This window comes from Methylomarinovum caldicuralii (genome assembly GCF_033126985.1).
Taxonomy (GTDB): domain Bacteria; phylum Pseudomonadota; class Gammaproteobacteria; order Methylococcales; family Methylothermaceae; genus Methylohalobius; species Methylohalobius caldicuralii.
This window is the reverse complement of record NZ_AP024714.1, coordinates 1,080,388-1,106,446: the sequence shown is the minus strand read 5'-3', so window position 1 is coordinate 1,106,446 and position 26,059 is coordinate 1,080,388. Positions and strand designations below refer to the sequence as shown.

At 64.6% G+C, this 26,059-nt stretch carries 26 protein-coding genes and 1 tRNA gene; 9 read left to right on the top strand and 18 right to left on the bottom strand.

What is annotated here, in order from left to right; translation table 11 throughout:
• Positions 1 to 379 precede the first annotated feature (379 nt).
• Positions 380 to 2,002 carry a chaperonin GroEL gene (gene groL / locus MCIT9_RS05765; RefSeq protein WP_317706455.1) on the bottom strand — a complete coding sequence of 541 codons (1,623 nt, stop codon included), beginning with the start codon at positions 2,000 to 2,002 and terminating at the stop codon, positions 380 to 382.
• A 171-nt stretch (positions 2,003 to 2,173) separates the two neighbouring features.
• Here groL and MCIT9_RS05760 point away from each other — a divergent pair, with 171 nt between their 5' ends.
• Positions 2,174 to 2,773, top strand: a complete 600-nt coding sequence (locus MCIT9_RS05760; protein ID WP_317706454.1) for a DUF502 domain-containing protein — start codon at positions 2,174 to 2,176, stop codon at positions 2,771 to 2,773.
• A 57-nt stretch (positions 2,774 to 2,830) separates the two neighbouring features.
• Here the strand turns inward: MCIT9_RS05760 and MCIT9_RS05755 are convergent, their stop codons facing one another.
• The 4 genes from MCIT9_RS05755 to dusA all read right to left on the bottom strand — a co-directional run bounded on the left by MCIT9_RS05755 (position 2,831) and on the right by dusA (position 8,074).
• The gene (locus MCIT9_RS05755; RefSeq protein WP_317706453.1) at positions 2,831 to 5,083 is read right to left on the bottom strand and encodes a heavy metal translocating P-type ATPase; all 2,253 of its coding nucleotides are present in this window, start codon (positions 5,081 to 5,083) and stop codon (positions 2,831 to 2,833) included.
• A gap of 67 nt (positions 5,084 to 5,150) precedes the next feature.
• Positions 5,151 to 6,596, bottom strand: a complete 1,446-nt coding sequence (locus MCIT9_RS05750) for an urease accessory protein UreH domain-containing protein (RefSeq protein WP_317706452.1) — start codon at positions 6,594 to 6,596, stop codon at positions 5,151 to 5,153.
• Between the two features lie 147 nt (positions 6,597 to 6,743).
• Complete coding sequence (locus MCIT9_RS05745) at positions 6,744 to 7,022, bottom strand: heavy-metal-associated domain-containing protein (protein ID WP_317706451.1); 279 nt, start codon at positions 7,020 to 7,022, stop codon at positions 6,744 to 6,746.
• 35 nt (positions 7,023 to 7,057) lie between these two features.
• Positions 7,058 to 8,074 carry a tRNA dihydrouridine(20/20a) synthase DusA gene (gene dusA, locus MCIT9_RS05740; protein WP_317706450.1) on the bottom strand — a complete coding sequence of 339 codons (1,017 nt, stop codon included), beginning with the start codon at positions 8,072 to 8,074 and terminating at the stop codon, positions 7,058 to 7,060.
• Between the two features lie 31 nt (positions 8,075 to 8,105).
• On the opposite strand from dusA, the gene MCIT9_RS05735 reads away from it, so the two are divergent.
• The gene (locus MCIT9_RS05735; RefSeq protein ID WP_317706449.1) at positions 8,106 to 9,239 is read left to right on the top strand and encodes a GGDEF domain-containing protein; all 1,134 of its coding nucleotides are present in this window, start codon (positions 8,106 to 8,108) and stop codon (positions 9,237 to 9,239) included.
• 3 nt (positions 9,240 to 9,242) lie between these two features.
• Here MCIT9_RS05735 and MCIT9_RS05730 read toward each other — a convergent pair whose 3' ends face one another.
• From MCIT9_RS05730 to rpoE, 12 genes are all read right to left on the bottom strand, one after another.
• Entirely contained in the window at positions 9,243 to 9,890 is a 648-nt protein-coding gene (locus MCIT9_RS05730; RefSeq protein ID WP_317706448.1) for a hypothetical protein, read from the bottom strand.
• Between the two features lie 61 nt (positions 9,891 to 9,951).
• Positions 9,952 to 10,707 (bottom strand): pyridoxine 5'-phosphate synthase, encoded by a 756-nt coding sequence (gene pdxJ, locus MCIT9_RS05725; protein ID WP_317706447.1) that lies wholly within the window; start codon positions 10,705 to 10,707, stop codon positions 9,952 to 9,954.
• Positions 10,697 to 11,389, bottom strand: a complete 693-nt coding sequence (gene recO, locus MCIT9_RS05720) for a DNA repair protein RecO (protein ID WP_317706446.1) — start codon at positions 11,387 to 11,389, stop codon at positions 10,697 to 10,699. Before recO ends, pdxJ begins: the two co-directional genes overlap by 11 nt.
• 2 nt (positions 11,390 to 11,391) lie before the next feature.
• On the bottom strand, positions 11,392 to 12,273 hold the full coding sequence (gene era / locus MCIT9_RS05715) for a GTPase Era (RefSeq protein ID WP_317706445.1): 882 nt from the start codon (positions 12,271 to 12,273) through the stop codon (positions 11,392 to 11,394).
• Positions 12,270 to 12,962, bottom strand: a complete 693-nt coding sequence (rnc, locus tag MCIT9_RS05710) for a ribonuclease III (protein ID WP_422880198.1) — start codon at positions 12,960 to 12,962, stop codon at positions 12,270 to 12,272. The genes era and rnc overlap by 4 nt, the downstream gene beginning before the upstream one ends.
• The gene (locus tag MCIT9_RS05705) at positions 12,959 to 13,336 is read right to left on the bottom strand and encodes a DUF4845 domain-containing protein (protein ID WP_317706443.1); all 378 of its coding nucleotides are present in this window, start codon (positions 13,334 to 13,336) and stop codon (positions 12,959 to 12,961) included. Before MCIT9_RS05705 ends, rnc begins: the two co-directional genes overlap by 4 nt.
• Positions 13,333 to 14,109 carry a signal peptidase I gene (gene lepB, locus MCIT9_RS05700; RefSeq protein ID WP_317706442.1) on the bottom strand — a complete coding sequence of 259 codons (777 nt, stop codon included), beginning with the start codon at positions 14,107 to 14,109 and terminating at the stop codon, positions 13,333 to 13,335. Before lepB ends, MCIT9_RS05705 begins: the two co-directional genes overlap by 4 nt.
• A 7-nt stretch (positions 14,110 to 14,116) precedes the next feature.
• Entirely contained in the window at positions 14,117 to 15,922 is a 1,806-nt protein-coding gene (lepA, locus tag MCIT9_RS05695; RefSeq protein WP_317706441.1) for a translation elongation factor 4, read from the bottom strand.
• On the bottom strand, positions 15,915 to 17,330 hold the full coding sequence (locus MCIT9_RS05690; protein WP_317706440.1) for a DegQ family serine endoprotease: 1,416 nt from the start codon (positions 17,328 to 17,330) through the stop codon (positions 15,915 to 15,917). Before MCIT9_RS05690 ends, lepA begins: the two co-directional genes overlap by 8 nt.
• Before the next feature lie 108 nt (positions 17,331 to 17,438).
• A complete protein-coding gene (locus MCIT9_RS05685) occupies positions 17,439 to 18,389 on the bottom strand; it encodes a MucB/RseB C-terminal domain-containing protein (protein ID WP_317706439.1) in 951 nt (316 codons plus the stop codon).
• A 1-nt stretch (position 18,390) separates the two neighbouring features.
• On the bottom strand, positions 18,391 to 18,933 hold the full coding sequence (locus tag MCIT9_RS05680; RefSeq protein WP_317706438.1) for a sigma-E factor negative regulatory protein: 543 nt from the start codon (positions 18,931 to 18,933) through the stop codon (positions 18,391 to 18,393).
• A 16-nt stretch (positions 18,934 to 18,949) separates the two neighbouring features.
• Positions 18,950 to 19,588 carry an RNA polymerase sigma factor RpoE gene (gene rpoE, locus MCIT9_RS05675; RefSeq protein WP_317706437.1) on the bottom strand — a complete coding sequence of 213 codons (639 nt, stop codon included), beginning with the start codon at positions 19,586 to 19,588 and terminating at the stop codon, positions 18,950 to 18,952.
• Positions 19,589 to 19,902: 314 nt separating this feature from the next.
• On the opposite strand from rpoE, the gene nadB reads away from it, so the two are divergent.
• The 3 genes from nadB to MCIT9_RS05660 are packed head-to-tail and all read left to right on the top strand — an operon-like array spanning position 19,903 to position 22,890.
• Positions 19,903 to 21,501, top strand: a complete 1,599-nt coding sequence (nadB, locus tag MCIT9_RS05670) for an L-aspartate oxidase (protein WP_317706436.1) — start codon at positions 19,903 to 19,905, stop codon at positions 21,499 to 21,501.
• Complete coding sequence (gene mobA / locus MCIT9_RS05665; protein ID WP_317706435.1) at positions 21,498 to 22,073, top strand: molybdenum cofactor guanylyltransferase MobA; 576 nt, start codon at positions 21,498 to 21,500, stop codon at positions 22,071 to 22,073. Before nadB ends, mobA begins: the two co-directional genes overlap by 4 nt.
• The gene (locus tag MCIT9_RS05660) at positions 22,060 to 22,890 is read left to right on the top strand and encodes a formate dehydrogenase accessory sulfurtransferase FdhD (RefSeq protein ID WP_317706434.1); all 831 of its coding nucleotides are present in this window, start codon (positions 22,060 to 22,062) and stop codon (positions 22,888 to 22,890) included. The genes mobA and MCIT9_RS05660 overlap by 14 nt, the downstream gene beginning before the upstream one ends.
• On the opposite strand, the gene MCIT9_RS05655 is transcribed toward MCIT9_RS05660, so the two are convergent.
• Positions 22,860 to 24,206 carry a KamA family radical SAM protein gene (locus MCIT9_RS05655; RefSeq protein WP_317706433.1) on the bottom strand — a complete coding sequence of 449 codons (1,347 nt, stop codon included), beginning with the start codon at positions 24,204 to 24,206 and terminating at the stop codon, positions 22,860 to 22,862. The genes MCIT9_RS05660 and MCIT9_RS05655 overlap by 31 nt on opposite strands.
• Before the next feature lie 200 nt (positions 24,207 to 24,406).
• Between MCIT9_RS05655 and rplM the strand changes: the two genes are divergently transcribed.
• The 4 genes from rplM (at position 24,407) to ccmB (ending at position 26,059) form a co-directional block, all read left to right on the top strand.
• Positions 24,407 to 24,835, top strand: coding sequence for a 50S ribosomal protein L13 (gene rplM / locus MCIT9_RS05650; protein ID WP_317706432.1), 429 nt, complete (start codon positions 24,407 to 24,409; stop codon positions 24,833 to 24,835).
• A 10-nt stretch (positions 24,836 to 24,845) separates the two neighbouring features.
• Entirely contained in the window at positions 24,846 to 25,241 is a 396-nt protein-coding gene (rpsI, locus tag MCIT9_RS05645) for a 30S ribosomal protein S9 (protein WP_317706431.1), read from the top strand.
• A gap of 11 nt (positions 25,242 to 25,252) precedes the next feature.
• Positions 25,253 to 25,326: transfer RNA gene (locus MCIT9_RS05640), tRNA-Gln, on the top strand.
• Positions 25,327 to 25,378: 52 nt separating this feature from the next.
• The gene (gene ccmB / locus MCIT9_RS05635; protein WP_317706430.1) at positions 25,379 to 26,059 is read left to right on the top strand and encodes a heme exporter protein CcmB; all 681 of its coding nucleotides are present in this window, start codon (positions 25,379 to 25,381) and stop codon (positions 26,057 to 26,059) included.

The following is a 26,059-nucleotide window of genomic DNA, read 5'->3' as shown; positions in this document are numbered from 1 at the left end:
ATATTGTAAACAAAAAACCAGGCCATATAATTAGACCCAGTTCGATTCATTGATGAGGGAATGCAGCCATGACCCCCTTGGAACTCGTACTGATCGCCGCCATGATCGCGACGGTCATATTCACGGTCCGTTTTTGTCTCAGCCATTACCGAAAGCAGCGCTGATTGCTTCCTCCTCCTCTAGTAGCGTTAAACCTCCTTCTTGCACTTGACGCTTTTTCGACCCGCCCCCGGCGGGTCTTTTTTTGCCATCGCGATCTTGGGCCGGGTCAATGGGTTCGCACTTCCCCGGCGACCGGCTCGATACCCAGACGCCGCAGCCGCTGAAAAAACGAAGCCCCGCCGAAGCGGGGCCGAATGGATGCGCTCTCCTGCAAGGATCAGAATTCCTCCATGTCCGGCGCTGCGGCCGGCGCCTTTTCCTCCTTGGGGATCTCCGCCACCATCGCTTCGGTGGTCAGCAGCAGACCGGACACGGAAGCGGCGTTCTGCAGCGCGGTCCGGGTCACCTTGGCCGGATCGAGAATGCCCATCTCGATCATGTCGCCGTATTCGCCGGTGGCGGCGTTGTAACCAAAGTTGCCGCTGCCTTCGGCGACCTTGTTGTAGACCACCGAGCCTTCCTCGCCGGCGTTCTCGACAATCTGACGCAGCGGGGCTTCCATCGCCTTGAGGGCGATCTGGATGCCCACATCCTGATCGTGATTGGCGCCCTTGAGATCCTTGATCTTCTGCTGGATCCGCACCAGGGCCACGCCACCGCCGGGCACGATGCCTTCTTCCACCGCAGCGCGGGTGGCGTGCAGGGCGTCTTCCACGCGTGCCTTCTTTTCCTTCATCTCCACTTCGGTGGCCGCCCCGACCTTGATCACCGCCACCCCGCCGGCCAGCTTGGCCAGGCGTTCCTGCAGCTTCTCACGGTCGTAGTCGGAGGTGGCCTCGTCGATCTGGGCGCGGATCTGCTTGATCCGGGCTTCGATCTGCTCCTTGCTGCCGGCGCCGTCGATGATGGTGGTGTCTTCCTTGGTGACCACGACCTTCTTGGCGGTACCCATCTGATCCAGGGTGGCCTTGTCCAGGCTCATGCCCAGTTCCTCGGAAATCACGGTGCCGCCGGTGAGGATGGCGATGTCTTCCAGCATGGCCTTGCGGCGGTCGCCGAATCCCGGCGCCTTGACCGCACAGGCCTTGAGGATGCCGCGCATGTTGTTGACCACCAGGGTCGCCAGGGCCTCGCCTTCCACGTCCTCGGCGATGATCAGCAGCGGACGGCCGGCCTTGGCCACCGCTTCAAGCACCGGCAGCAGGTCGCGGATGCTGGAGATCTTCTTGTCATGGATCAGGATGAAAGGATTCTCCAGCTCCACGCTCATGGTTTCCTGGTTGGTGATGAAGTACGGCGACAGATAGCCGCGGTCGAACTGCATCCCTTCCACCACGTCGAGCTCGTTCTCCAGGCCTGAGCCTTCCTCGACGGTGATCACCCCTTCCTTGCCGACCTTTTCCATCGCCTCGGCGATCAGCCTGCCGATCGCCTCGTCGTTGTTGGCGGAGATGGCGCCCACTTGGGAGATGGCCTTGGTGTCGGTGCAGGGGACGGAAAGCTTCTGCAGCTCCTCGACAGCGGCGTGCACAGCCTTGTCGATGCCGCGCTTCAGGTCCATCGGGTTCATGCCGGCGGCCACGCCCTTCAGGCCTTCGTTGAGGATGGCCTGGGCCAGCACCGTGGCGGTGGTGGTCCCGTCACCGGCCACGTCGGAGGTCTGGGAGGCAACTTCCTTGACCATCTGCGCCCCCATGTTCTCGAACTTGTCCTTCAGCTCGAGCTCCTTGGCTACGGAGACGCCATCCTTGGTGACGGTCGGGGCGCCGAAGCTCTTTTCCAGCACCACGTTGCGGCCTTTGGGGCCCAGGGTCTGCTTGACGGCTTCGGCCAGCACGTTGACACCGGCCAGCATGCGGTGACGGGCATCTTCAGAGAACAGAATCTGTTTCGCTGCCATGGATCTGTAACCTCCTCGACAATCGGTTTATCCCAGCAAGCACAAATCTGTTAGCACTCTCTGTGGTCGGCTGCCAAAAATATAGCGTCTGGCGCGCAAATTTCAAGCCCCATGCCCCGGCTTCAGTACAATGATGGCCTGCACAAAAACACCAACGAGGAGTGACATCCGATGTTCCAAGTGATCAAACAATTGTTCAAATACTTCCTGCTCGGGGTGCTGGCCGTCATCCCGGTCCTGATCACCATCCAGATCGTGCTGTTCACCAAGGAGCTGCTCACCGATCTGATCGTGAGCCTGTACGGCTATTCGGCCAGCTATTCCTTCACCACCAGCCTGCTGGTGCTCAGCATCGCCCTGCTGACCTACATCGGCTACTCCATCACCCGCTACCGCCGTTCCATCATCATTTCCGCCATCGACGCCGTCATCGAGAAGATCCCGCTGCTCAACACCGTCTATCGGGTCAGCAAAAAGGTGATCGCCATGTTCACCACTGCGGAGGAAGCGGCCAAACGCGAGGTGGTGTACGTGGAATACCCCAAGGAGGAAGTCTGGGTGCCGGCTTACGTGACCAACAAAATCGACGACACCTACATCCTGTTCGTCCCCACCTCCCCCAATCCGACTTCCGGGTTCACCGTCATCGTCCACGAATCCAAGGTGGTCCATTCGGATCTGAGCATCGAGGAGGCGGCCAGCTTCATCATCAGCATCGGCGCCGACTATCCCAGGCCGGAGGAGGTCAAACGCCTCAAACTGCACAGCTGACCGGCACGAGAAACCCCGCAGCAAGCGGGGTTTCTCGGCATCCGCTACGGGTCGGCGTCAGAGCTTGAGGTAACGCAGCCGGTTGGCGTTGGTCACCACCGTCACCGACGACATCGCCATCGCCGCCCCGGCGATCATCGGATTGAGCAGAACGCCGAAGAAGGGATACAGCACCCCGGCGGCGATGGGAATGGCCATGATGTTGTAGATGAAGGCCCCAAGCAGGTTCTGCTTGATGTTGCGGATGGTGGCCCGCGACAGCTTGACAGTTTCCGGCACCTTCAGCAGCGATCCCTGCATGATGACCACATCGCCGCTTTCAATGGCGATGTCGGTGCCGGTGCCGATGGCGAAGCCGACGTTGGCCTGGGCCAGGGCCGGGGCGTCGTTGACGCCGTCCCCCACCATGCCGACGATCTCGCCGCGGCGCTGCAGCTCGCGCACCACCTGCGCCTTGTCCTCCGGCAGCACTTCGGCCCGCACCTCGTCGATCCCGGCTTCGCGGGCGATGGCGCGGGCGGTCTTTTCGTTGTCGCCGGTCACCATCCAGACCTTGATCCCCAGGGCCTTGAGCCGGCGGATCGCATCCTTGGAATCCGGCTTGATGGTGTCGGCCACGGCGATGATCCCGACCACTTCCTTGTCCACCACCAGAATCATCGGCGTCTGGCCGGCTTCGGCGAATTCGTCCAGGCGGACGACAATGGCGCGGCAGTCGATACCTTCCGCTTCCATCAGGGCCAGGTTGCCGAACAGGATCGTCTTGCCGTCACGTTTGGCCCGCACCCCCTTGCCGGTCACCGCCTCGAAGTCGGTCACAGATGCCGGTTCCAGCCCCCGCGCCTCGGCCTCGGCGACGATGGCGCCGGCCAGGGGATGCTCGGAGCCGGCCTCGATGCTGGCGGCCCACGCAAGTACCTCATCCTCCTGCCAGCGCTGCAGCGGCACCACGGCCACCACCTTGGGCTTGCCTTCGGTCACGGTGCCGGTCTTGTCGAGCACGATCGTGGTGAGACGACCGGCGGTCTGCAGGGCGTCGCCGTTGCGGATCAGAATGCCGCTCTGGGCCGCCCGGCCCACCGCCACCATGATGGAAATCGGCGTCGCCAGCCCCAGGGCACAGGGACAGGCGATGACCAGCACCGTCATGGAGGTGACGAAAGCGTAGCCGAGGGACGGCTCGGGACCGAAGGTCCACCAGGTCAGGAAGGTCAGCGCGGCGATGGTCACCACCACCGGCACGAACACCGCGGCGATCTGGTCCACCAGGCGACCGATCTCCGGCTTGCTGCTCTGGGCGCGGCGCACTGATTCGATGATGTGGGCCAGCACCGTATCCTTGCCGATGCGGGTCGCCTCCATCAGGAAGGTGCCGCGCAGGTTCACGGTGCCGCCGATGACCTCGTCGCCGACGCTCTTCTCCACCGGGATCGATTCCCCGGTGAGCATGGATTCGTCGACGCTGGAATGGCCTTCGATGATGATCCCGTCCACCGGGATCTTCTCGCCCGGCCGCACGCGGATGATCTCGCCCACCCCCACCTGCTCGATGGGGACGTCGAATTCCTTGCCGTTGCGCACCACCCGCGCGGTCTTGGGCTGAAGGCCGATGAGTTTGCGGATCGCCGCCGAGGCCCGGCCGCGGGCGCGGGTTTCCAGGGCGCCCCCCAGGGTGACGAAGGCGATGATGATGACCGCAGCCTCGAAATAGGGGTGGGTCGCCTCCGGCGGCAGCACGTCGGCGAAATCGATGACGAGGGTGGAATACAGCCAGGCCGATCCGGTTCCCATGGCGATCAGGGTGTCCATGTTGGCCGCCCCGCCGCGCAGCGCCTTGACCGCCCCGCTGAAGAAATGACCGCCGGCGTAGTACATCACCAGGAAGGTGACCAGGGAGACGATGGACCAGAAGTCGCTGCCCCGGGGCGTGCCGATGGGCGGCCACAGATCGAGCCAGCCGCCGACCATCAGGGGAATGCCCCAGCTCGCGGCGATGGCGGATTTGCGCAACAAGGACTGATAGCGGGCCTCCTCCATGCGCTCCTGGGCCTCGAGATCCTCGAAGCTCTCCATGACCGCGGCGTCGTAGCCCACTTCCTGAAGGGCGGCGCGCAGGGCTTCGGGATCGACCTCACCGATCACTTCCGCCGAATGGTCGGCGAAGTTGACTCTCACGTCCTTCACGCCGGGCACGCTGCGGATCGCGTTCTCCACGGTCTTGACGCACCCGGCGCAGCGCATGCCGATGATGGAAAGGCGAAGGCTGGGCGCCTCCTGTGGATGGCCTGCCTGATCGACTGCTACCGCCATGATCCTACCCTCTCGAATACGGTGGAAATCTTGCAATTCTCGCCCAAAGCCGGGGGCAAAGCAAACCTCAGCGCGGCGTCAGACAGGTGGCACAGCGCCGCAGCGAGGCGGCCGAACTGCGCACCCGGCCGCGGCGGATCCACGGCCGGCGGACCGCCCGAGCGACCTGACCGCTGTCACCGTCCACCACGATGAATTCGCCGTGGAGCATCCCCATCCAGCAGCTCCAGGGAATGGTTCCCACCTTGTCGGGGATGAACTCGACCACCTGGGTGCCCGGCTTGAGCTCCACCTCCAGCCCCAGCTGGGGCACCAGGATCACCCGGTTGCAGCCGGTCAGCTCCCGCCCCTCGATGATCCATTTCACCGGCACCCCGCGTTTGAGCACGAAGCGGTTGGGACGGTAGCCGCTGGCTTCCACCGTCATGCGGATGACCTGTTCCTGCTGTCGCGCCTGACTGGCGACGGTTTCGGTCGCGGTCAGGCGATGGCGCTGGATGAGGGTATGGAAATCGTAACCGGAACCGGTCATCGCCAGGCCGCGGTTGAGCATCACCAGTCCCAGGGTGATCACCAGAACGCCGGAGGCATTGAGAATCTTGTTGGTCATCCGATGGGACACCAGGCTGGCGAGGAAACCGAAACCGAACATCAACGGCAGGGTGCCGAGGCCGAAAATGAACAACAGCTTCGCGCCCTCCAGCGCATCCCCGCTGCCGGCCGCCATCATGTACATGGCCTGCAGCGGCCCGCAGGCGATCATCAAACCGTTGAGCAGACCGATGAGGAAGGGCTGATGGGTCCTGTGGCTCTCCTCGCGCACGAAACGGGCCAGGAAGCGCGGCATGGTGAAACCGATGCGCACCGCCGAGAACACGTGCAGCATGTTGAAGCCGTAGAGGATCAGAAAGATCCCGGCGAGGATGGCGGCGATGCCGCGGATCGTGGGGGTGAAGCTGACGACGGCCCCCAGCAGGCCGAAGGCCGCTCCCAGCACCGTGTAGGAAATCAGCTTGCCGGCGGCGTACTGCAGATGCAGCCAGTAGGTCCGCACCCCTTCCTGGGCGCCGCGGGCGGTGTAACTGAGAACGAAACCACCGCACATGCCGACGCAGTGGAAACCGGTCAGAAGACCGATGACCAGCACCGCCCAGTAGCTGAGCTGGACGTCCAGGTCCGGGAGCTGGAAGCGGTCGATGAAGCGGGAACCGCCATAGAGGATCAACAGAATCCCGCCGACCCCCAGAAGGATGCCCAGCAGGCGGTTGAACAGCTCCTTGCGCTGGGTCGCGCGGTCGATCAGGCGGCAATGGTAACCCTTGCCCTCGACCACGTCGAAAATCTGCGCCAGCGAGATCCTGCCCGGATCGAAGACGACCTGCACCACCTGGGAGGCATAATTGGAACGCACCTTATCGACGCCGGGCAACTTGCTCAGCGCCAGCTCGATCACCTTCTCGCAGCTGGTGCAATGCATTCCCTCGGCGCGGAACGTCACTTGACGCTTGGCCATACTGTAAAGCCGGGATTCGTTATCGTTATGGGTTAGACGGACCGCGCGGCGTCAAAGTGCCGCGGGTGGAAATCATTATAAAAGTTACGAGAAAACGCCCGCTGCGGCATATTGTCGCAGCGGGAGCCCCAGCGTCCGGAAACCGGATCAGCTTTTGAAGAAGGCCAGCAGACTGTCGAAGAACGCCTTGATCTTCTCCAGCAGGGAAGGTTCGCCGAAACCTTCCACCTTGAAACCCTGATCGGCGATCACCTGTTTCAGGGTGTCGAGATCGACCTTTTCCGCCTCGTATTCGATCTCCACGGTCTTGGCCTGATGGTCGGCCTTGACGGCGATCACGCCTTCCTTTTCCATCAAGGCGTCGTGAATCAGATTTTCGCAGGCATCGCATTTCATGCCGCTGACCGGCAGCGTCACTTTGGCCATTCACGCCTCCTCTGGTTATTCGTTATGAATTCAAGTTAAACCACGTTTGCCCCACCGCCGTCAACCGCCTCCTGCCGCGCCAGCCAGGCGGTCAACACCTCGATACCGGCATCCGCCCGGCTCCCCGCCGCGCTCAAATGGCGGCGCCAGCGGCGCGCCCCCGGCTGACCGTGATAAAGGCCGAGCAGATGCCGCGTCATGGCGTGCAGCCGCACCCCGGCCGCCAGCTGCTTGCGCACATAGGGCAGATAGGCCCGCAGCACGTCCTCGCGGCTGGGAGGCGGGCGGCGGCCGCCAAAAAAGCGCCGGTCGGCCTCGGCCAGCAGATAGGGATTGTGATAGGCGGCGCGGCCGATCATCACCCCGTCCACCCGGTCCAGGTGAGCGGCGGCCTGATCCAGGGAGTCGACACCGCCGTTGAGCACGATGGTCAGGCCGGGGAAATCCCGCTTCAGGCGGTGGACGAATTCGTACCGCAGCGGCGGCACGGTACGGTTCTCCTTCGGCGACAGCCCCTTGAGCCAAGCCTTGCGGGCGTGGACGATGAACGTGTCACAGCCGCCCTGCGCCACGGTGGCGACGAAAGCGGCCAGATCGTCGTAGCGGTCACGTTCGTCCACACCGATACGGCACTTGACCGTCACCGGCAGGCGGGTGACGGCCCGCATCGCCGCCACCAGCTCGGCGACCCGCTCGGGCTCCCGCATCAGACAGGCGCCGAAACGGCCTTCCTGCACCCGATCGCTGGGGCAGCCGACGTTGAGATTGTAGGCAGTAAAACCCCAAGCGTCGGCGATGCGCACGGCCCGGGCCAGCTGCCTGGGATCGCTTCCCGCCAGCTGCAGCACCAAAGGCCGCTCGCGGGCGTCGAAGGCCAGGATCTGCGCTACATCGCCGTGGAGCAGTGCTCCACAGGTGACCATTTCGGTGTAAAGTAACGTATGCTTGGTGAGCAACCGCAGAAAATACCGAAAATGGCGGTCGGTCCACTCGAGCATCGGCGCGACCGAAAGGACGGCGTGCCGGCGTGCCGTTTCCGAACACAAATCCATTGCTCCATCCATCTGCTCGCAAACCCCATCCATGAATCGACTTTCCTGTGACATCGAACGGCTACTGGAAGAGCTGGAGATTCTAAGCGATTTCGACGTAGAATCCCTGGTCATCGAACACCTGCAGAAACACCTCAACACCCTCGATGCCCTGCAACGCACCTATCAGCAGCACTATCTGGACATCATCCGCCTGCTGCTGCAGCAGTTGACCGAGCTGCTGCCGGAATCCGGATCACCGCTGCACCAGCGGTTGCCCTTCTTCGACCGCCTGCTGACCCGCCCTTCCCTGGAAGACCTGAGGACCCTGAAGCAGGGCGTGAAGGAACTGCAGCGGACCATCAACGTCAGGGCAACGGCGCAACCGGCCACGGCAGCACGACCGGCCCCGCAGGCGTTGGTGATCGGCGACATCGACGACCGCCTTGAGCACCTGGAACGCAACAACGCCCGCTTCACCCTGCCGCTGCAACAACTGCTGCAGCAGCTGGAGGAACTGGAAGGCGGCCGGCCGACGGGGGAAATCCGCGCCGCCCTGGAACAGCATATCCAGCTGCTGCTCGAAGGCCAGCAACAGCTGGACCGACAACTGGCGGAACTGCGCCAGCAGCTGGCCCAGGCGCGCATCGAAAATCACCAGTTGGACGAGGAGCTGCAGCGGGCCCGGTCCCTGAGCCTGACCGACGAGCTGACCGGCCTGCCCAACCGCCGCGCCTTCCTGCAGCGCCTCGAAGGAGAACTGGCCCGGATTCAGCGCCACCCGGTCCCCCTGACTTTGGCGATTGTCGATCTCGATCATTTCAAGCAGATCAACGACCGTTACGGCCACGCCATCGGCGACGAAGTCCTGTGCACCTACGCCGAGCACGTCTTCTCCGGCTTCCGCCGCCAGGATTACGTTGCCCGCTACGGCGGCGAGGAGTTCATCGTCCTGCTGCCGCACACCGATACCGAAGGAGCTGTCAGGGCCCTGGAGAAGATCCGTGAGGCCGTCAAACGCCACAGTCTGACGGCGGAGGGAAAGACCTTCCCCCTCCCCAGCTTTTCCGCCGGGGTGGTCAGCTACCGCGAGGGCGAGGTACCGGAGGATTTCATCGAACGCGCCGATCGCGCCCTGTATCAGGCCAAGGAATCGGGGCGCGATCGGGTCGAAGTGGGGGAGTAGCGCTCAATCCCGGTGCTCGAGACGGAAACGCACCTGGGTCAGCTCCGCGTCGAGCTGTCGCAGCCGATGGTGCCAGCGCAACCAGTAGCCCACCCCCGCGACCACGATCAAGGCGAAGGATCCCAGGGTCAGATACAGTAGGCTTTCCAGGCGGCTCAATTCGGCCAGCAGCCGGCCGTCGGCCCCAGGTGCGGTCGTCTGCGGCAGACGGCCGGCATCGGCCTGACGGCTCAGGGTGCGGATGTCCTCCCGGATCGACTGCAGCAATTCCAGATCCTGCAAGCCGGCCTGCCCCAGGCGGATGCGCTCCTCCAGCGCTTCCAGCTTAATGGTCAGGCTCTGGGTCAATGCAGAACCCAGCTGCTGCTGCAGACGGGCCAGCTCCCGGTTCATTTCCACCACCTGGCTGGCCTGCGGCAGAGCGGCCGAATCCATCTTCGCCGCGGTTTCACCCTGGACGGGGCTGGGTAGCTTCAGCCACTGGGGCTGTTTGAAATACAACAACGCCGCCAGCCAGACCAGCATCAGCGCCAGCAATCCCCCCACCAGGCGGCGGGCGAAGCGGTGCTGTTCCTGCATGGCAAGCTGGGCCTGCCGCAGGGCTTCATTGTCGGCCGCCGGCGAATCGTCGGCCTGAATCATCGGTTTCATCGGTTTGCGCTCCATAGGCCATCCCCCAAGCACCCCAACGGGAATGGCTCAATATGGCAAATCAGTTCGTCCCGGTCAACATTTCCGCCCGGGCCGCCCGCATCCGCCGCTTCATCTCCCGCACCGCCTCGACCCAGCCGGTCAGCACCGCGCGGGCGACGATGGCGTGGCCGATGTTCAGCTCGACGATCTCGGGAATCCGGGCGATGGCCTCGACATTATGATAGTTGAGACCGTGGCCGGCATTGACTTGCAAATTCAGACTGTCCCCCAGGCGCGCGGCCTGTTCGATCCGCTGCAGCTCCCGCGCTTTGGCCCCGCCCTTGAGATCGGCGTAATGCCCGGTATGCAGTTCGACCACCGGCGCGCCGGCCCGGTGGGCTGCCTCGATCTGGGCCTCGTCCGGGTCGATGAACAGGGACACCTCGATGCCGGCCTCGCCGAGGCGCTGGCAGGCGGCCCGGACCCGCTCGAACTGGCTGGCCACGTCGAGCCCGCCCTCGGTGGTAAGTTCCTCGCGCTTTTCCGGCACCAGGCAGCAGGCATCGGGACGGACCCGGCAGGCGATGGCGATCATTTCGTCGGTCACCGCCATTTCCAGGTTCAGGCGGGTGTGGATCAGTTCCCGCAGCAGGCGGATGTCACGATCCTGGATGTGGCGGCGGTCTTCGCGCAGGTGGGCGGTGATGCCGTCGGCCCCGGCCTTTTCCGCCAGCAATGCCGCCTCCACCGGCTCCGGATACGCGGTGCCGCGGACCTGGCGCAGGGTGGCGATGTGGTCGATGTTGACGCCGAGCAGGATCGGTCTAAGGTTCATGCTTTTTCACCATGGTTTGGAACAGTCGGCGGCTTTGCAGCGGCCTGCCCTGCAGGCGGTGGTCGAGCAGCAGGCGCAACAGCCGTTTCGCCTGGCGCCGGACTTCCCCGTCATCCAGCGCGTCCCGCGCCAGGGCCAGCAGGGTCCGGCCCTGCAGCCAGCCCGCCGGATCGGCCACCGGCCCCTGATCGGGCAGATAGCGGTAACGGGCGGCGGCCACCACCGGGCGGGCATATTCTACCTCATGGTCGAGCAGCGGCGCGTAGCCGATTTCCCCCAGCAACCGCAGCTCGAAACGGCGCAGCGGCCGCTCCACCTCTCCGCCGGCCAAAGCCTTCAGAGTCTCAAGATAAACGTCGAACAGCGCCGGATGGGGATCGTCACGCGCCAGCAGCCGGCTCAGCAGTTCGTTGAGATAGAAACCGCAGTAAAGGCCGGTCCCGTCGAGGCGCAGCGGCGGCCCGGCGGCTTCGGCGGCGGTCAGGGTGGCCGGCTCCCCCCGTCCCCGCCAGCGCAGCGCCAGCGGCTGGAACGGCTCCAGGGCGATTGGAGCGCGCTTGCGGCGCCGCGCTCCCCGGGCGATCAGCGCCACCTTGCCGGCCTCCCGCGTGAAAGCTTCGAGCCACAGGCTGGTTTCCCGCCAGGGGCGGCGGCGGAGGACGAAACCCTCGTGCCAGTCCAATCTCAGTCGGCGTAGCCCAGTTGCTTGAGCAGCCGTTCGTCGTCGGACCAGCCCTTCTTGACCTTGACCCACAGGTTCAGATAGACCTTGCGGTCCAGGAAGTCCTCCAGCTCCAGCCGGGCCTGCTGGCCGACCTTCTTCAGCAGCTCGCCGTGGCGGCCGATGATGATGGGTTTCTGGCTTTCCCGCTCCACCCAGATGACCGCATAGATGGAAGTCAGGCCGTTCTCCTCCTTGAACCGGTCGATTTCCACCGTCAGCCGGTGGGGAATCTCGTCGCCTAGGTAGTACAGCAGTTTCTCGCGGATGATTTCGGCGGCGAAGAAACGCTCCGGCTTGTCGGTGATCTGGTCTTCGGGATAGATGGGCGGGCCTTCCGGAAGACGCGCGACGATTTCCTGTTCCAGGGCCTCGACGTTGTCGCCGGCCAGGGCGGAGACGGGCACGATCGCGGCGAAGGGATAACGCCGCTCCGCCTCGGCGATCAGGGGCAGCAAGGTCTTTTTGTCCTTGACCTTGTCGATCTTGTTGATCGCCAGAATCACCGGCGCCTTGACCGTCTTCAGTTTTTCGAACACCAGGGCGTCGTCCTTGCGGAACCCTTTGCCGTCGATGAGCCAGACCACCACGTCCACCCCCACCAGGGCGGAGGCGGCGGCCCTGTTGAGATAGCGGTTGAGGGCGCGCGACTCGCCCTGGTGGATGCCGGGCGTATCCACGTAAACGGCCTGGAACTCGGCGCCGGTCTTGATGCCGAGAATGCGGTGACGGGTGGTCTGGGGCTTGCGCGAGACGATGCTGAGCTTCTGCCCCAGCAGGCGGTTGAGCAGCGTCGATTTGCCGACATTGGGCCGGCCGATCAGCGCCACATATCCGGTTTTCATGATGCCTTATCCAGTTCTTGGGACAGTTTTTCCAGTGCCTGGGCCGCGGCCTGTTGCTCTGCCTGTTTTCTCGAGCTGCCGGTACCGCGGCAGGGTTGCGCCAGCGGTTCCAGGTGGCACACTACCTCAAAATGCTGGTCGTGGGGCGGGCCGCTCTGGGACACCAGTTCGTAGCGCGGCAGCGGCAGGCCCCGTCCCTGCAGCAATTCCTGCAGGCGGGTCTTGGGGTCCTTCTGCCACTTCCCCGCCTCGAGACGGGCCAGCCTGGCGGCGAAGCGCTCCAGGATCCAGCGCCGGCAGGCTTCGAAGCCCTGATCCTCCAGCAGCGCGCCGATGATCGCCTCCAGGGCGTCGGAGAGGATGGAATCGCGGCGGAAACCGCCGCTTTTCAGCTCCCCCGGCCCCAGGATCAGCCAGTCGCCCAGCGCCAGCTCCCGGGCGATCTCCGCCAGACTGGCCTGATTGACCAAACTGGCGCGCATGCGGCTCAGCTCCCCTTCCCGGGCCTTGGGAAAGCGGTGGAACAGCTCGTGGGCGATAACGAAACCGAGCACCGCATCCCCGAGGAACTCCAGGCGCTCGTTGTTGCGGGAACCGGCGCTGCGGTGGGTCAGGGCCTCGCGCAGCAACTCGGGATGCTGGAAAGGCAGCCCGAGACGGCGGCAGAAACGTTGCATATCCTTGCTCACGGCGCGCCGCCGGCTTCGATCCGGTCGTCGAAATAGGCGACCACGCTGAGGTTGGCCAGCACCGGTTTTTCCACCTCGTAGCTGACTTCCACCGTGACCACCCCGTCTTCCTTCCTGACCACGATGTCCTCGGGGGCGACGTTTTCCACCATGTTGATGTCAAGGCGCTTTTCCAGCAGGCTGCGGATCTCCCGCCGGGACTTTCTGGCCAGCTCCGGCGTCTCCTGCAGGGACTTCAGCGATCCGACCACCTTGAAATGCTCCAGATAAATGGGCCCGATCTTCAGGATCAGCAGGACGAAGAAGCCGAAGATCGCAAGGACGAAGATCAGGCCGATCAGGGTCATGCCCCGCTGATGGGATGGATTTCTCATTGCAACACCATGCCGATGCGGTCGAACACCTCGCCGGGATTGCTCGGGTTCCAGTGCATCCAGATGAAGAAGGCCTTGCCGACGAAGTTCGCCTCCGGCACCGGACCCCAGTAACGGCTGTCGTTGCTGTTGTCGCGGTTGTCGCCCATGACGAAGTAGTATCCCGCCGGCACGGTGAATTCCCCTTCCACCGACGGCCTTCCCGGCATGATCATGATCTGGTGCCGGACCTGTCCCAGCGTCTCCTCGAACACCAGGGCCCCGTTGTAACGGGCGTCGTCCCCGGTGCCGACGAACCGCCCCAGCGGCTTGAGCGGCACCGGTTCGCCGTTGATGTACAGTCTTTTATTGTAGTAGGCGATGTGGTCACCGGGCAGGCCGACCACCCGTTTGATGTAATCGACGCTGGGATCGTTGGGATAACGGAACACCACGATGTCGCCGCGCTGGGGTTCGGAGATGTCCACGATCTTGGTGTGGAACACCGGCAGGCGCAGGCCGTAGATGAACTTGTTGACCAGAATGAAGTCCCCCACCAGCAACGTCGGCATCATCGAGCCGGAGGGGATCCGGAACGGCTCCACCAGAAAGGAGCGCAGCAGCAGGACGATGAGCAGGACCGGGAAGAAGGAATGGGCGTATTCCACCCACACCGGCTCCTTCTCCTGATCCGGGCGCTTGCCCTGGCGCTTCAGCCACCACAGCCAGCCTCCCCAGATCAGACCGGACACCACCGTGCCGGTCAGCAGAAAGAACTCGAAATCGAAATCCATGTTGTTGTTATCCTTCTGATTTGACTTTGAGAACGGCGAGGAAGGCCTCCTGGGGAATTTCCACCTTGCCCACCTGCTTCATGCGTTTTTTACCGGCTTTCTGCTTCTCCAGCAATTTCTTTTTGCGGGTGATGTCGCCGCCGTAACATTTGGCAGTGACGTTCTTGCGCAGCGCCTTGACCGTGGAACGGGCGATGATCTTGGAACCGATGGCGGCCTGGATCGCCACCTCGAACATCTGCCGCGGGATCAGCTCCTTCATCTTTTCCACCAGCTCGCGGCCGCGGGCCTCGGCCAGGTCGCGGTGGACAATGAGCGACAGGGCGTCGACCCGCTCGCCGTTGATGAGGATGTCGAGCTTGACCATCGGGGCGGCCTGGAAGCGCTTGAATTCGTAGTCGAATGACGCAAAGCCGCGGCTGACGGACTTGAGGCGGTCGAAGAAGTCCAGCACCACCTCACTCAGGGGCAGTTCGAAGGTCAGCGACACCTGGCTGCCGAGGTACTGCAGGTTCTTCTGCACCCCGCGCTTTTCGATACACAGCCCGATGACGCCGCCCAGATAATCGGCCGGCAGCAGGATGTTGGCCTCGATGATCGGCTCGCGGATCTCCTCGATCTGGTTGGGCGGCGGCAGGTCCGCCGGGTTGTCCACCTTGAGGACCTCGCCCTTGGTGGTCAGGACCTCGTAGATCACCGACGGGGCGGTGGTGATGAGGTCGAGATCGTATTCCCGCTCCAGCCGCTCCTGGACGATCTCCATGTGCAGCATCCCCAGGAAGCCGCAGCGGAAGCCGAAACCGAGGGCCTGGGAGGTTTCCGGCTCGAACTGCAGGGCGGCGTCGTTGAGGCGCAGTTTCTGCAGCGCCTCGCGCAAATCCTCGTAATCGTCGGAGCTGACCGGATAGAGGCCGGCGAACACCCGCGGCTGGACTTTCTGGAAGCCGGGCAAAGGTTTGGTGCAGGGGCGGTCGGCGGCGGTGATGGTGTCGCCCACCGGAGCCCCGAAGATATCCTTGATGCCGGCGATCACGAAGCCCACCTCGCCGGCGTGCAGCGCGCCGGTTTCGGTGCGCTTGGGCGTGAACACCCCCACCTGATCCACCTGGTAGCTGCGGCCGGTGGACATCACCGTGATCTTCTGCCGTTTCCTCAGGGTGCCGTTGACCACCCGCACCAGCGACACCACTCCCAGGTAGTTGTCGAACCAGGAGTCGATGATGAGCGCCTGCAGGGGCGCCTCAGGATCACCCTGGGGCGGTGGAATCTTGGCGACGATCTGTTCCAGCACGTCCTGCACCCCCTGGCCGGTCTTGGCGCTGATCTCCAGGGCTTCGTCGGCGGGAATGCCGATGATCTCCTCGATCTCGTGCTTGACCCGCTCCGGCTCGGCCGAGGGCAGGTCCACCTTGTTGAGCACCGGCACCACCTCCAGGCCCTGGTCGATGGCGGTGTAGCAGTTGGCCACGGTCTGGGCCTCCACCCCCTGGGCCGCGTCCACCACCAGAAGCGCCCCCTCGCAGGCGGCCAGGGAGCGCGACACCTCGTAGGAGAAGTCCACGTGACCCGGCGTGTCGATGAAGTTGAGCTGGTAGGTTTCCCCGTCGGCGGCGGTGTAGTTCAGGGTCACGCTCTGGGCCTTGATGGTGATGCCGCGCTCGCGCTCCAGGTCCATGGAGTCGAGCACCTGGCTTTCCATCTCCCGCTCCGACAGGCCGCCGCAGATCTGGATGAAGCGGTCGGCCAGGGTCGATTTGCCGTGATCGATATGGGCGATGATGGAGAAGTTGCGAATCTTGCTGAGGTCAGTCACGTTTGGCTTTCTCTGGATGCTTGTCGGGTTTGATGGCAACGAACAGGGCGTCCTCGCCCCGCTGCACCAGCAGCGCCACCGGCTGCCGCGGCGGCAGGCGGGACACCAGCAGCCCGAAGTCGGCCATGCCGGTCACCGCCACCCGGCCGACCCGGAGAATCACGTCGCCGGGCTCGATCCCCGCAGAGCGGGCCGGTTCCGACACCTGGCGCACCCGGACCCCGCCTTTGACGCCGAGACGTTGCCGGGTTTCCGGGTCCAGGTCCTCGAGGCCCAGCCCCAGGGCGGGAAAATTCAACGTTTCGGTGCGATCCTCGGCTGGGGGCGGTTTCTCCTCGGGAAGGCGGCCGATCGCCACCGTCAGCGTTTCCTCGTGACCGCCGCGCAGGAGCCGGATCGTGACCGTCTTGCCCACCGGCGTCAGTCCCACCTGGGGCGGCAGTTCCGTCGCGCTCTCGATCGGGCGGCCGTCGTAGGCGACGATCACGTCCCCCACCTGGATCCCGGCGCCTGCCGCCGGGCTGCCGGGCAGCACCCGCGCCACCAGGGCGCCGTAGGGCCTGGACATGGCGAAGGCCTGGGCCAGCTCGCGGCTGACGTCCTGGATCTGCACCCCCAGCCAGCCCCGCTGGACCTTGCCATGGGCCTTGAGCTGTTCGATCACCTCCAGGGCGACGTCGATGGGAATGGCGAAGGAGAGTCCCATGAAGCCGCCGGTGCGGCTGTAGATCTGCGAATTGACCCCCACCACCTCACCATCCAGATTGAACAGGGGGCCGCCGGAATTGCCCGGATTGATCGCCACGTCGGTCTGGATGAAAGGCACGTAATTGTCCCCCGGCAGGCTGCGTCCCTTGGCGCTGACGATGCCGGCGGTGACCGAATGGTCGAAGCCGAAGGGCGAACCGATGGCCACCACCCACTCGCCCACCTTCAGCCTGGCGCTCGAACCCGGCCTGACCGCGGGCAGGCCCCGGGCCTCGATCTTCAACAGGGCCAGATCGCTGCGGCGGTCGGAACCGACCAGACGGGCGGTCAGTTCCCGGCGGTCCTGAAGGCGGACGATGATTTCATCGGCATCCTTCACCACATGATGATTGGTGACGATGTAGCCGTCGGGGGAGATGATGAAACCGGAACCCAGGGAACGGCTTTCCCGGGGCGCGCCCGGATCACCGAAAAAATGCTTGAACAGCTCGTCCCACGGAGCCCCCGGGGGAAGCGCCTCACGGGGGACCGGCGCTGTCGGCGGCCCGGCCTTCTTGCTGGTGCTGATGTTGACGACCGCAGCGCCGGTCTTTTCCACCAGCTCGGTGAAATCGGGCAGGCGCGCCGCCTGCGCCCAGGCAGCCCAGGCCACCAGCCACAAGGCTGCACACACCTGCGCCAGTCGATGTCGATCCGCCATGGTCCTAAAATGCCGTCCTTAATTCCAATTTCCGTCGTATTTCGCCCGCGCCGACACGAAGCGGCGGGCTTGAAGCCCGCCGCCGCCACGCCAGCCGGAACCTGAAGCTCAGGGCACCGCGCCGCGGACGCCTTCGCCGATGCGGGCGGCCGTGTCCGGCGGCACGTCCCCGAGCACGGTGATCCAGTGGTCGCCCAGCCTGCGGCTGTAGACATTCACCGCCCCGAGACGCCGGCGATGGGCTTCGGCGCGCTCACCATCGGCCTGGCGAATATACACCGAAACAGTCGCCAAACCATCACTGAGCAGCAGGTGATCGATGGCCGCACCGGTTTCCGGGTCGATGTGGCGGCTGCGCCGCACTTCCTTGAATCCGGGGGGCAGATAGGTCAGCCGCCAACGGGTATCGGCAGGAATTTCCTTGCGGTCGAGCACCTTCCAGCCTTGATGGTCTTCGCTGTCATCGGGCAATGCGACCGGCGCACCCACCTTGAGATCGGTCACCACGAACGATTCCAGAACCCTGCCGTCGCGGTCAACCAACTCGAAGCGCAGCGGCAGCCGGGTTGCGGTATCGATCCAAAGACGGCGGCCGTAACGGTGGGAATCGCGCGGTTCGATCACGATTTCCTGGGCCGGACGCCCGGCCACCTGGGTTTGTGCTCCGAGACGCAGGCGGTAGTAGCGCGCCAGCTCGTCCCAGCGGATCGGAAGGGCATTGTCGAACAGGGAATGATCGCCCTGGCGGAATCCGATGGTAACCGTCTTGCGGTCGGGGAAATAACAGCGGACCTGATCCGATTCGCGCACCACGGTTCTCGGGGCACCGTCCAGCGCCTGCAGGCGTTCGTGGATAACGCCGTCTTCGAGCAGATGCACCAGCCGCAAGGTCTGGATCCGGTTGTCGCGGCTGTAGACCACCGTGGCCTGATAATCGAGGTGCTGCATCGCCTCGCTCATCGCCTGCAACCAGTCCTGGGGGGATTTCAGCTCGGCGGCCAGGGCGATCAGCCCGTGGCAGAGCATCCACAGCAAAGCGCAAAAACGGGATTTCGGCATGTCAACGCCCGCCATGACTGACGATACGGGCATAGCTGATCATCTGCTGGGCACCGGGAAGGTAAAGGCTGTCCTCGCTGTGGGCGAGCAGGTAGTCCTCCAGCCGCGCGTCCCGATCAGCCTGGAAAGGAACTGAAACCGCCTTGGCCGTCTGCACGGGCGCCGGCGTCTTCGGGGCATCCGGCTGCCGCCACAGGAAGGCGACCAGGACACCGGCAGCGACGGCCATCGGCACCGTCACCCAGGGATTGCGCCAGAAAGAGAGGAAATCCGGCTGCGGACTGGAGGCGTCACCCTGCCATTGGGGAATCGGTGGTTCGGGCGCAGGTTCTTCGGCCAGGGCAGCCTGAATCCGCTCCAGAAAGGCGGCATTGGCGTGCACACCGGCTCCCTGGCGCACGGCCTGGCGGATCATCTGGTACTGATACCACGTGTCCTGAAGATTCGGGTCGCTGTGCAGACGATCCAACAAGGCGATCGCTTCGTCGGGAGGCAGTTCGTCGTCCATCAAGAGGGAGAGTTTCCAATTCACATCGTCTTGCATGAGCGGATGCCTCTGGTCATTTTTCCACCGGTTCGGATTTTTTCGCTTTGCGATCCTTGCGCACGCCGCTTTGCAAGGTCCGCAGTTTCTTGTCGATCGCCTCCCGGGCCCGGAAGATGCGTGAACGCACCGTTCCGACCGGGCAACCCATCGCCTGAGCGATTTCCTCGTAACTCAACCCTTCGAATTCCCGCAGGATGATGGCGGTCCGCAATTCGTCGGGCAGTTCCTCGATCGCCTGGCGCACCGCGTCGGCGATCTCCTCGCTCAACAGGATCCCCTCGGGGGTTTCCTGGTCCTTTAGACGAACCGCCCCTTCGAATTGTTCCGCGGTTTCCAGTTCGATTGCCGAATCGGAAGGCCGCCGCGCCCGGGCGGCGATGTGATTCTTGGCGGTATTGATGGCGATCCGGTACAGCCAGGTATAGAACGCGCTGTCCCCGCGGAAACGGGGCAACGCCCGGTAGGCCTTGATGAAGGTTTCCTGGGCGACGTCCAGGGCTTCGGAGGGATCGCGGATGTAGCGGCTGATGAGCTGGACGATCTTGGGCTGATACTTGAGCACCAGCAGATCGAAGGCTTTCTTGTCCCCCTGCTGGACGCGCCGGACCAGCTCGCGGTCAACGTCCGCCGCCGATTGGCCTTCTGCTTTCAATCCCTTTTCCCCGTCTGTGAGCGTCGCTTCGGCCTGCATCGTCAGTTGGCCCGAACTGTGCGCCAGTCCGTGCTGTCAAATGGATGACCGAACATTATCCCGGTTTCCCCCCGCACGTTCAACGCGGGCCTGTGCCAACTACTCCCTTATGTCTGTCAAGGCAGGTGGCCTGCTGCGAAAGACGCCGTCAATACCTCCCTGTAGGCTCCACACCGGCCTCCCTGCCGGCGAGGCTTCCGCAGCAGGCCACCTGCCTCTCCGATCCATTACAAGCCTACTATGTCAGTGCGGACGGATTCTGTTATAAATAGCCCATGACACACGCTTATCACGACGTCCTTATTATCGGCAGCGGCGCCGCCGGTCTCGGCGTCGCCCTGCGCATCGCCGACCGCGCCCGGGTGGCCGTCCTCGCCAAGGCGGAAATGTCCGAGTGCAGCACCTTCTATGCCCAGGGTGGCATTTCCGCGGTGGTGGACGCCGAGGATTCGATCGAGTCCCACATCCAGGACACCCTGGACGCCGGCGCCGGCCTGTGCGATCCGGAAATCGTGCGCCTGGTGGTCTCCCGCGGCAAGGCGGCGATCCAGTGGCTCCTGGACCAGGGCGTCACCTTCACCGAAGTGGAGGCCGAAGACGGCGGCCGCCACCTGCATCTGACCCGCGAGGGCGGCCACAGCCACCGCCGCGTGGTCCACGCCGCCGACGCCACCGGCAAGGCGGTGGAAACCTCGCTGCTGGCCCGGGCCAAAGCCCATCCCAACATCGAGCTCTACGAATACCACAACGCCATCGACCTCATCACCACCGCCAAGCTCGGCCGCGCACCGCAGCGGGTGGTGGGCGCCTATGTGCTCGACCGCAACGCCCGCAAGGTGCGGACCTTCGGCGCCCGGGCGGTGGTGCTGGCCACCGGCGGCGCGGCCAAGGTCTATCTCTACACCAGCAATCCGGACACCGCCACCGGCGACGGCATCGCCATGGCCTGGCGCTCCGGCTGCCGGGTGGCCAACATGGAATTCATGCAGTTCCACCCCACCTGCCTCTACCATCCCCAGGCGCGCTCGTTCCTGATCTCCGAGGCGCTGCGGGGCGAGGGCGCGCGGCTGCTGCTGCCCGACGGCACCCCGTTTATGGACCGCTTCGACCCCCGCGCCGAGTTGGCGCCGCGCGACATCGTCGCCCGCGCCATCGACCACGAAATGAAGCGCCTCGGGATCGACTGCGTCTATCTCGACATCTCCCACAAGCCGGCCGGCTTCATCCGCGATCACTTCCCCACCATCTACCGGCGCTGCCTGGATTTCGGCATCGACATCACCCGGGAACCGATCCCGGTGGTACCGGCGGCCCACTACACCTGCGGTGGGGTGGTCACCGACGCCCGCGGGCGCACCGACATCCCCGGCCTGTACGCGGTGGGGGAAACCGCCTGCACCGGACTTCACGGCGCCAACCGCATGGCCAGCAACTCGCTGCTGGAATGCCTGGTGTTCTCCGATCTGGCGGCTGAAGACCTGCGCGACCGCCTCGATGACCTGCCCGCCCCGCCGCCGCTGCCGGCCTGGGACGAGTCCCAGGTCACCGACTCCGATGAGGAAGTGGTGGTGAGCCACAACTGGGACGAGATCCGCCGCTTCATGTGGGACTACGTCGGCATCGTCCGCACCGACAAACGCCTGCAGCGGGCCCTTAGGCGGGTGGCGCTGCTGAAACAGGAGATCGCCGACTACTATGGTCACTTCCGCGTCACCAGCGATCTTTTGGAGCTGCGCAACCTCATCATCGCCGCCGAACTGATCGTCAAAAGCGCCATAACGCGCAAGGAAAGCCGGGGGCTGCACTACACCCTCGACTATCCCCGCCCCCAGGATCCGCCCCGTAACACGGTCCTGACGCCCCCGGCCCCATGAGACGCGAGCAGCTCACCGGCGTGGTCCTGGCCGGCGGCAGAGCCCGGCGGCTGGGCGGCATCGACAAGGGGCTGCTTGCCTACCGCGGCCGGCCCCTGATCCGCTATGCCCTGCAAGCGCTGGAACCGCTGTGCGGCGAAATCCTCATCAACGCCAACCGCAATCTGGCGGACTACCGCCGCTTCGGCCATCCGGTCGTCCCCGATGCGTTGCCCGATTTCCAGGGCCCCCTGGCCGGCATCCTCGCCGCCATGCAGCAAGCCGAGACTCCCTGCCTGCTGGTCGTCCCCTGCGACAGCCCCCGGCTCTCCGCCACGCTGCTGGCGCGCCTGCCGGCGGCGCTGGACGACGGTCACGACATCGCCATCGCCCACGACGGGCAGCGGCTGCATCCGGTGGTCATGGCCCTGCGCACCCATCTGGCCGACGATCTGGCCGCCTGGCTCGCCGCCGGGCGCCACAAGATCGACCGCTGGGCCGGGCGCCACCGCTGGACGGCGGTGGACTGCAGCGACCATCCCGACGCCTTCCTCAACGTCAACACCCCTGAAGACCTCCATGGCACACGTTGAGCTGAGCGACAGCGGCCTGGCCGCCGCCCTGCCCGTCACCGCCCACGATGAATACGGCCGTCCGGTGGAAAAAGCCGTCGCCGCCGAACGGCCCCTGACCGTCTATCTGGACAAGTACGAAATCGTCACCCTGATGACCCTGGGCACCCAGCCGGAACTGCTGACCCTGGGCTACCTGCGCAATCAAGGGCTGGTGGACGACATCGCCGAGATCGATGCGGTGCAGGTGGACTGGGAAGTGGAGGCGGCCGCCGTGGTCACCCGCCACGGCACCGATCCGGACAGACTGGCAGTGCTGGGAAAGCGCACGGTCACCACCGGCTGCGGTCAGGGAACGGTCTACGGCCAGCTGCAGCAGCGCCTGGAAAGGATCCGCCTGCAGCCGCCGCCGGTGCGCCAGTCGGTCCTCTACCGCCTGCTGGCCAATCTCAAGGCCTACAACGAGGTCTACAAACAGGCCGGCGCCGTCCACGGCTGCGCCCTGTGTTCCCGGGAGGGGGAGATCCTGTTCTTCTGCGAGGACGTGGGCCGCCACAACGCCGTCGATGCCATCGCCGGTTACATGTGGCTCAACGGCATCGACGGCGGCGACAAGATCTTCTATACCACCGGGCGCCTGACCTCGGAGATGAGCATCAAGGCGGCGCAGATGGGCATTCCGGTGCTGCTGTCGCGCTCCGGGGTCACCCAGATGGGGCTGGAAATGGCCCGCCGGGCCGGCATCGTCCTGATCGCCCGCGCCCGGGGGCACCATTTCCTGGTGTACAACGGCCGGGAACAGCTGGTTTACGATGCCCCGCCGCGGCGGTCGGCCTGAAGCATCGCCGCCAGCTCGTCCTCGAAGAAAAACCTCTCCTCGCCGAAGGCGGGCCTGAGCTGATCGAGCCAGGTGGCCTTGGGGTCGAAGCGAGCGAAGAAGGGCCGCTGGACCCAGTCGGGATTGCGCCCCTGGATGAAGCGCAGCACGAAGACCTTCTCCCCGGCGACCTCCGTCACCCCCTGGATCTCCACCTTGCCGGGCGTGGCGCTCATGCTGGGACCGCGGGCGGTGCGTCCCAGGCCGGAAACCTGCTGCAGCGCCTGGCGGTAGATCTCCCAGCAGCGCGCCAGCGGCACCTCGAAATAGTGACGCGCCCCAGTGTCGCGCTCCACGAACATGTAATAAGGCACGATCCCCAAGCTCACCTGGGTCTGCCACAGCCGGGCCCAGGTATCGGCATCGTCGTTGATGTGGGCGATCAAGGGCCCCTGGGCGCGGATCACGGCGCCGGTTTCCCGCACCCGGGCGATGGCCCGGCGCGCCGCCGGGGTCTCCAGCTCGCGCCAGTGGTTGTAATGGGCCATGATGGCCACGTGCTTGCCGCCGGCGACCAGCCTTTCCAGCAGCCGCAGCAGGTCGTCGGCGTCCTCGTCGCTCAGATAGCGGTGCGGCCAGAAGCTCAGGGACTTGGTGCCGATGCGGAGGGTACGGATGTGCGCGAATTCCGGCGCCAGCAGCGGCTCCAGATAATCGGCCAGATGGCGGGTCTTCATCACCAGGGGATCGCCGCCGGTAACCAGGAGATCGGTCACTTCCCGGTGGCGGCGCAGGTATTCGTGCAGCACTCCCGCCTCGCGGGAGGCCATGCGCAGCGACTTGTCGCCGATGAACTGGGCCCAGCGGAAGCAGAAGGTGCAGTAGCTGTGGCAGGTCTGCCCCTGGCTGGGGAAGAACAGCACCGTCTCCCGGTACTTGTGCTGCAGGCCGGCTACGGGATTGCCCTCGGCGTCACGGGGACGGTTCAGCGTCAGCTGTCCGGCCGGGTGGGGGTTGAGACGGGCGCGGATTTCCTGCACCTGGGACCTGATCTCGCCCGCCGGCGCCTGACGTTGCAGTAGATCCGTCATCACCACCAGATCGTCGGGAGCCAGCATTCCGGGTTGTGGGAAGGTGAGCTGGAACATGGGGTCGTCCGGCGCCCGCTCCCAGTCGATAAGTTCCTCGATCACGTAACGGTTGACCCGAAACGGCAAGACGTGGGCCACCGCCCGCATGGCGAGGCGCTGCTGCGGTGACAGAGCCTGGAGATGAGGGATCGTCCCTTTCTCCAGATCCGCCAGGGTATAAACCTCGAAACGGGGGCCCGGCTGCATCCGGGGAAAAGCTTTGGTTGCGCTGGAGTGTGGCATGAATGCTTGCGTGACTGCTTGAATTGGAAAAGTGGTGGAGTATAACATGGCCCCGTCGGCGGAAGATCCGCCGTTGTGCACGATAGCGCTTGCATGAAATCCGGCCATCCTCTAAAATTTGCCGTTTCAGATCAGCCCCAAACCGGAAGTTCGCAAGGAGAATCATGAAGACCTTTAGCGCCAAACCCCACGAAGTGAAACGCGACTGGTACGTCATCGATGCCGAAGGGAAGACGTTGGGGCGTCTGGCCGCCGAGATCGCCCGCCGCCTGCGGGGCAAGCACAAACCCGAATATACGCCTCACGTGGACACCGGCGACTACATCATCGTCATCAACGCTGAGAAGGTGAAGGTGACCGGCCGCAAGGAAGAAAGGAAAGTCTACTACCATCACAGCGGCTATCCCGGCGGTATCAAATCGATCACCCTCGGCAAGCAGCGCGCCACCCATCCCGAACGCATCATCGAGAATGCGGTCCGCGGCATGCTGCCGAAGAATCCGCTCGGCCGGGCTATGTTCCGCAAGCTCAAGGTTTACGCCGGCTCGCAGCACAACCATCACGCCCAACAACCCAAAGTTCTGGAACTGTAAGTAACCGATCATGGCACAAACCCAATACCACTACGGCACCGGCCGTCGCAAGAGTTCCGTCGCCCGTGTCTTCCTGAAGCCGGGTTCCGGTCAGATCACCGTCAACCAGAAGCCGCTGGATGTCTATTTCGGCCGCAAGACCGACTGCATGATCGTGCGCCAGCCGCTGGAAACGGTTGCAATGACCGAAAAATTCGATATCATGATTACGGTCAAGGGTGGCGGCCCGACCGGGCAGGCCGGCGCGATCCGCCACGGCATCGCCCGAGCCCTGGTCGATTACGACGAAACCCTGCGTTCCTCGCTGCGCAAAGCCGGTCATCTGACCCGGGACGCCCGCAAGGTGGAGCGCAAGAAGGTGGGCCTGCACAAAGCCCGCAAACGGCCGCAGTACTCCAAGCGCTGATACCGATTTCTTGGGGGATCGTCTAGCGGCAGGACAACGGACTCTGACTCCGTTTACCCAGGTTCGAATCCTGGTCCCCCAGCCAACCCGGAAGCCGCCCGCGCAGGGCGGCTTTTTCATGGCGACGGGAAAAAACCATGCTGAGCTCTCCGCTATCGGCCTTCTGGACCCTGCTCAAACGCGACCTGATCCTGGCCTTCCGCCACCGGGGCGAGCTGCTCAACCCGCCGCTGTTCTTCCTGATGATCGTCAGCCTCTATCCCTTGGGGATCAGTCCGGAACCGGAAATCCTGCGCGGCATCGCCCCCGGCATCATCTGGATCGCCGCCCTGCTGTCGGCGCTGTTCTCCCTGGAAAACCTGTTCAAGGCTGACTTCGCCGACGGCACCCTGGAACAACTGGCCCTCAGCCCCCATCCCCTGCCCTGGCTGGTCACCCCAAAGGTCCTGGCCCACTGGCTGGTCAGCGGCCTGCCGATGCTGCTGCTGGCCCCGGTGCTGGCGCTGCTGCTGTCCCTGTCCCAGCCTGCCACCCTGGCGCTGCTGGCCACCCTGGCCCTGGGCACCCCGCTGCTGAGCCTGATCGGCGCCGTCGGCACCGCCCTGACGGTCGGCTTGCGCCGTGGCGGTGTGCTGTTGACCCTGCTGGTGCTGCCCCTTTACATTCCGGTACTGATCTTCGCCACCGGCGCCGTCGGCGCCGCTGCTGCCGGCCTGCCGATCTCAGGGCAGCTATATTTCCTCGCCGCGCTGCTGGTACTGGCCTCGACCCTGGCACCGTTGGCCATCGCCGCCGCCATCCGCATCAGCCTGAGCTGA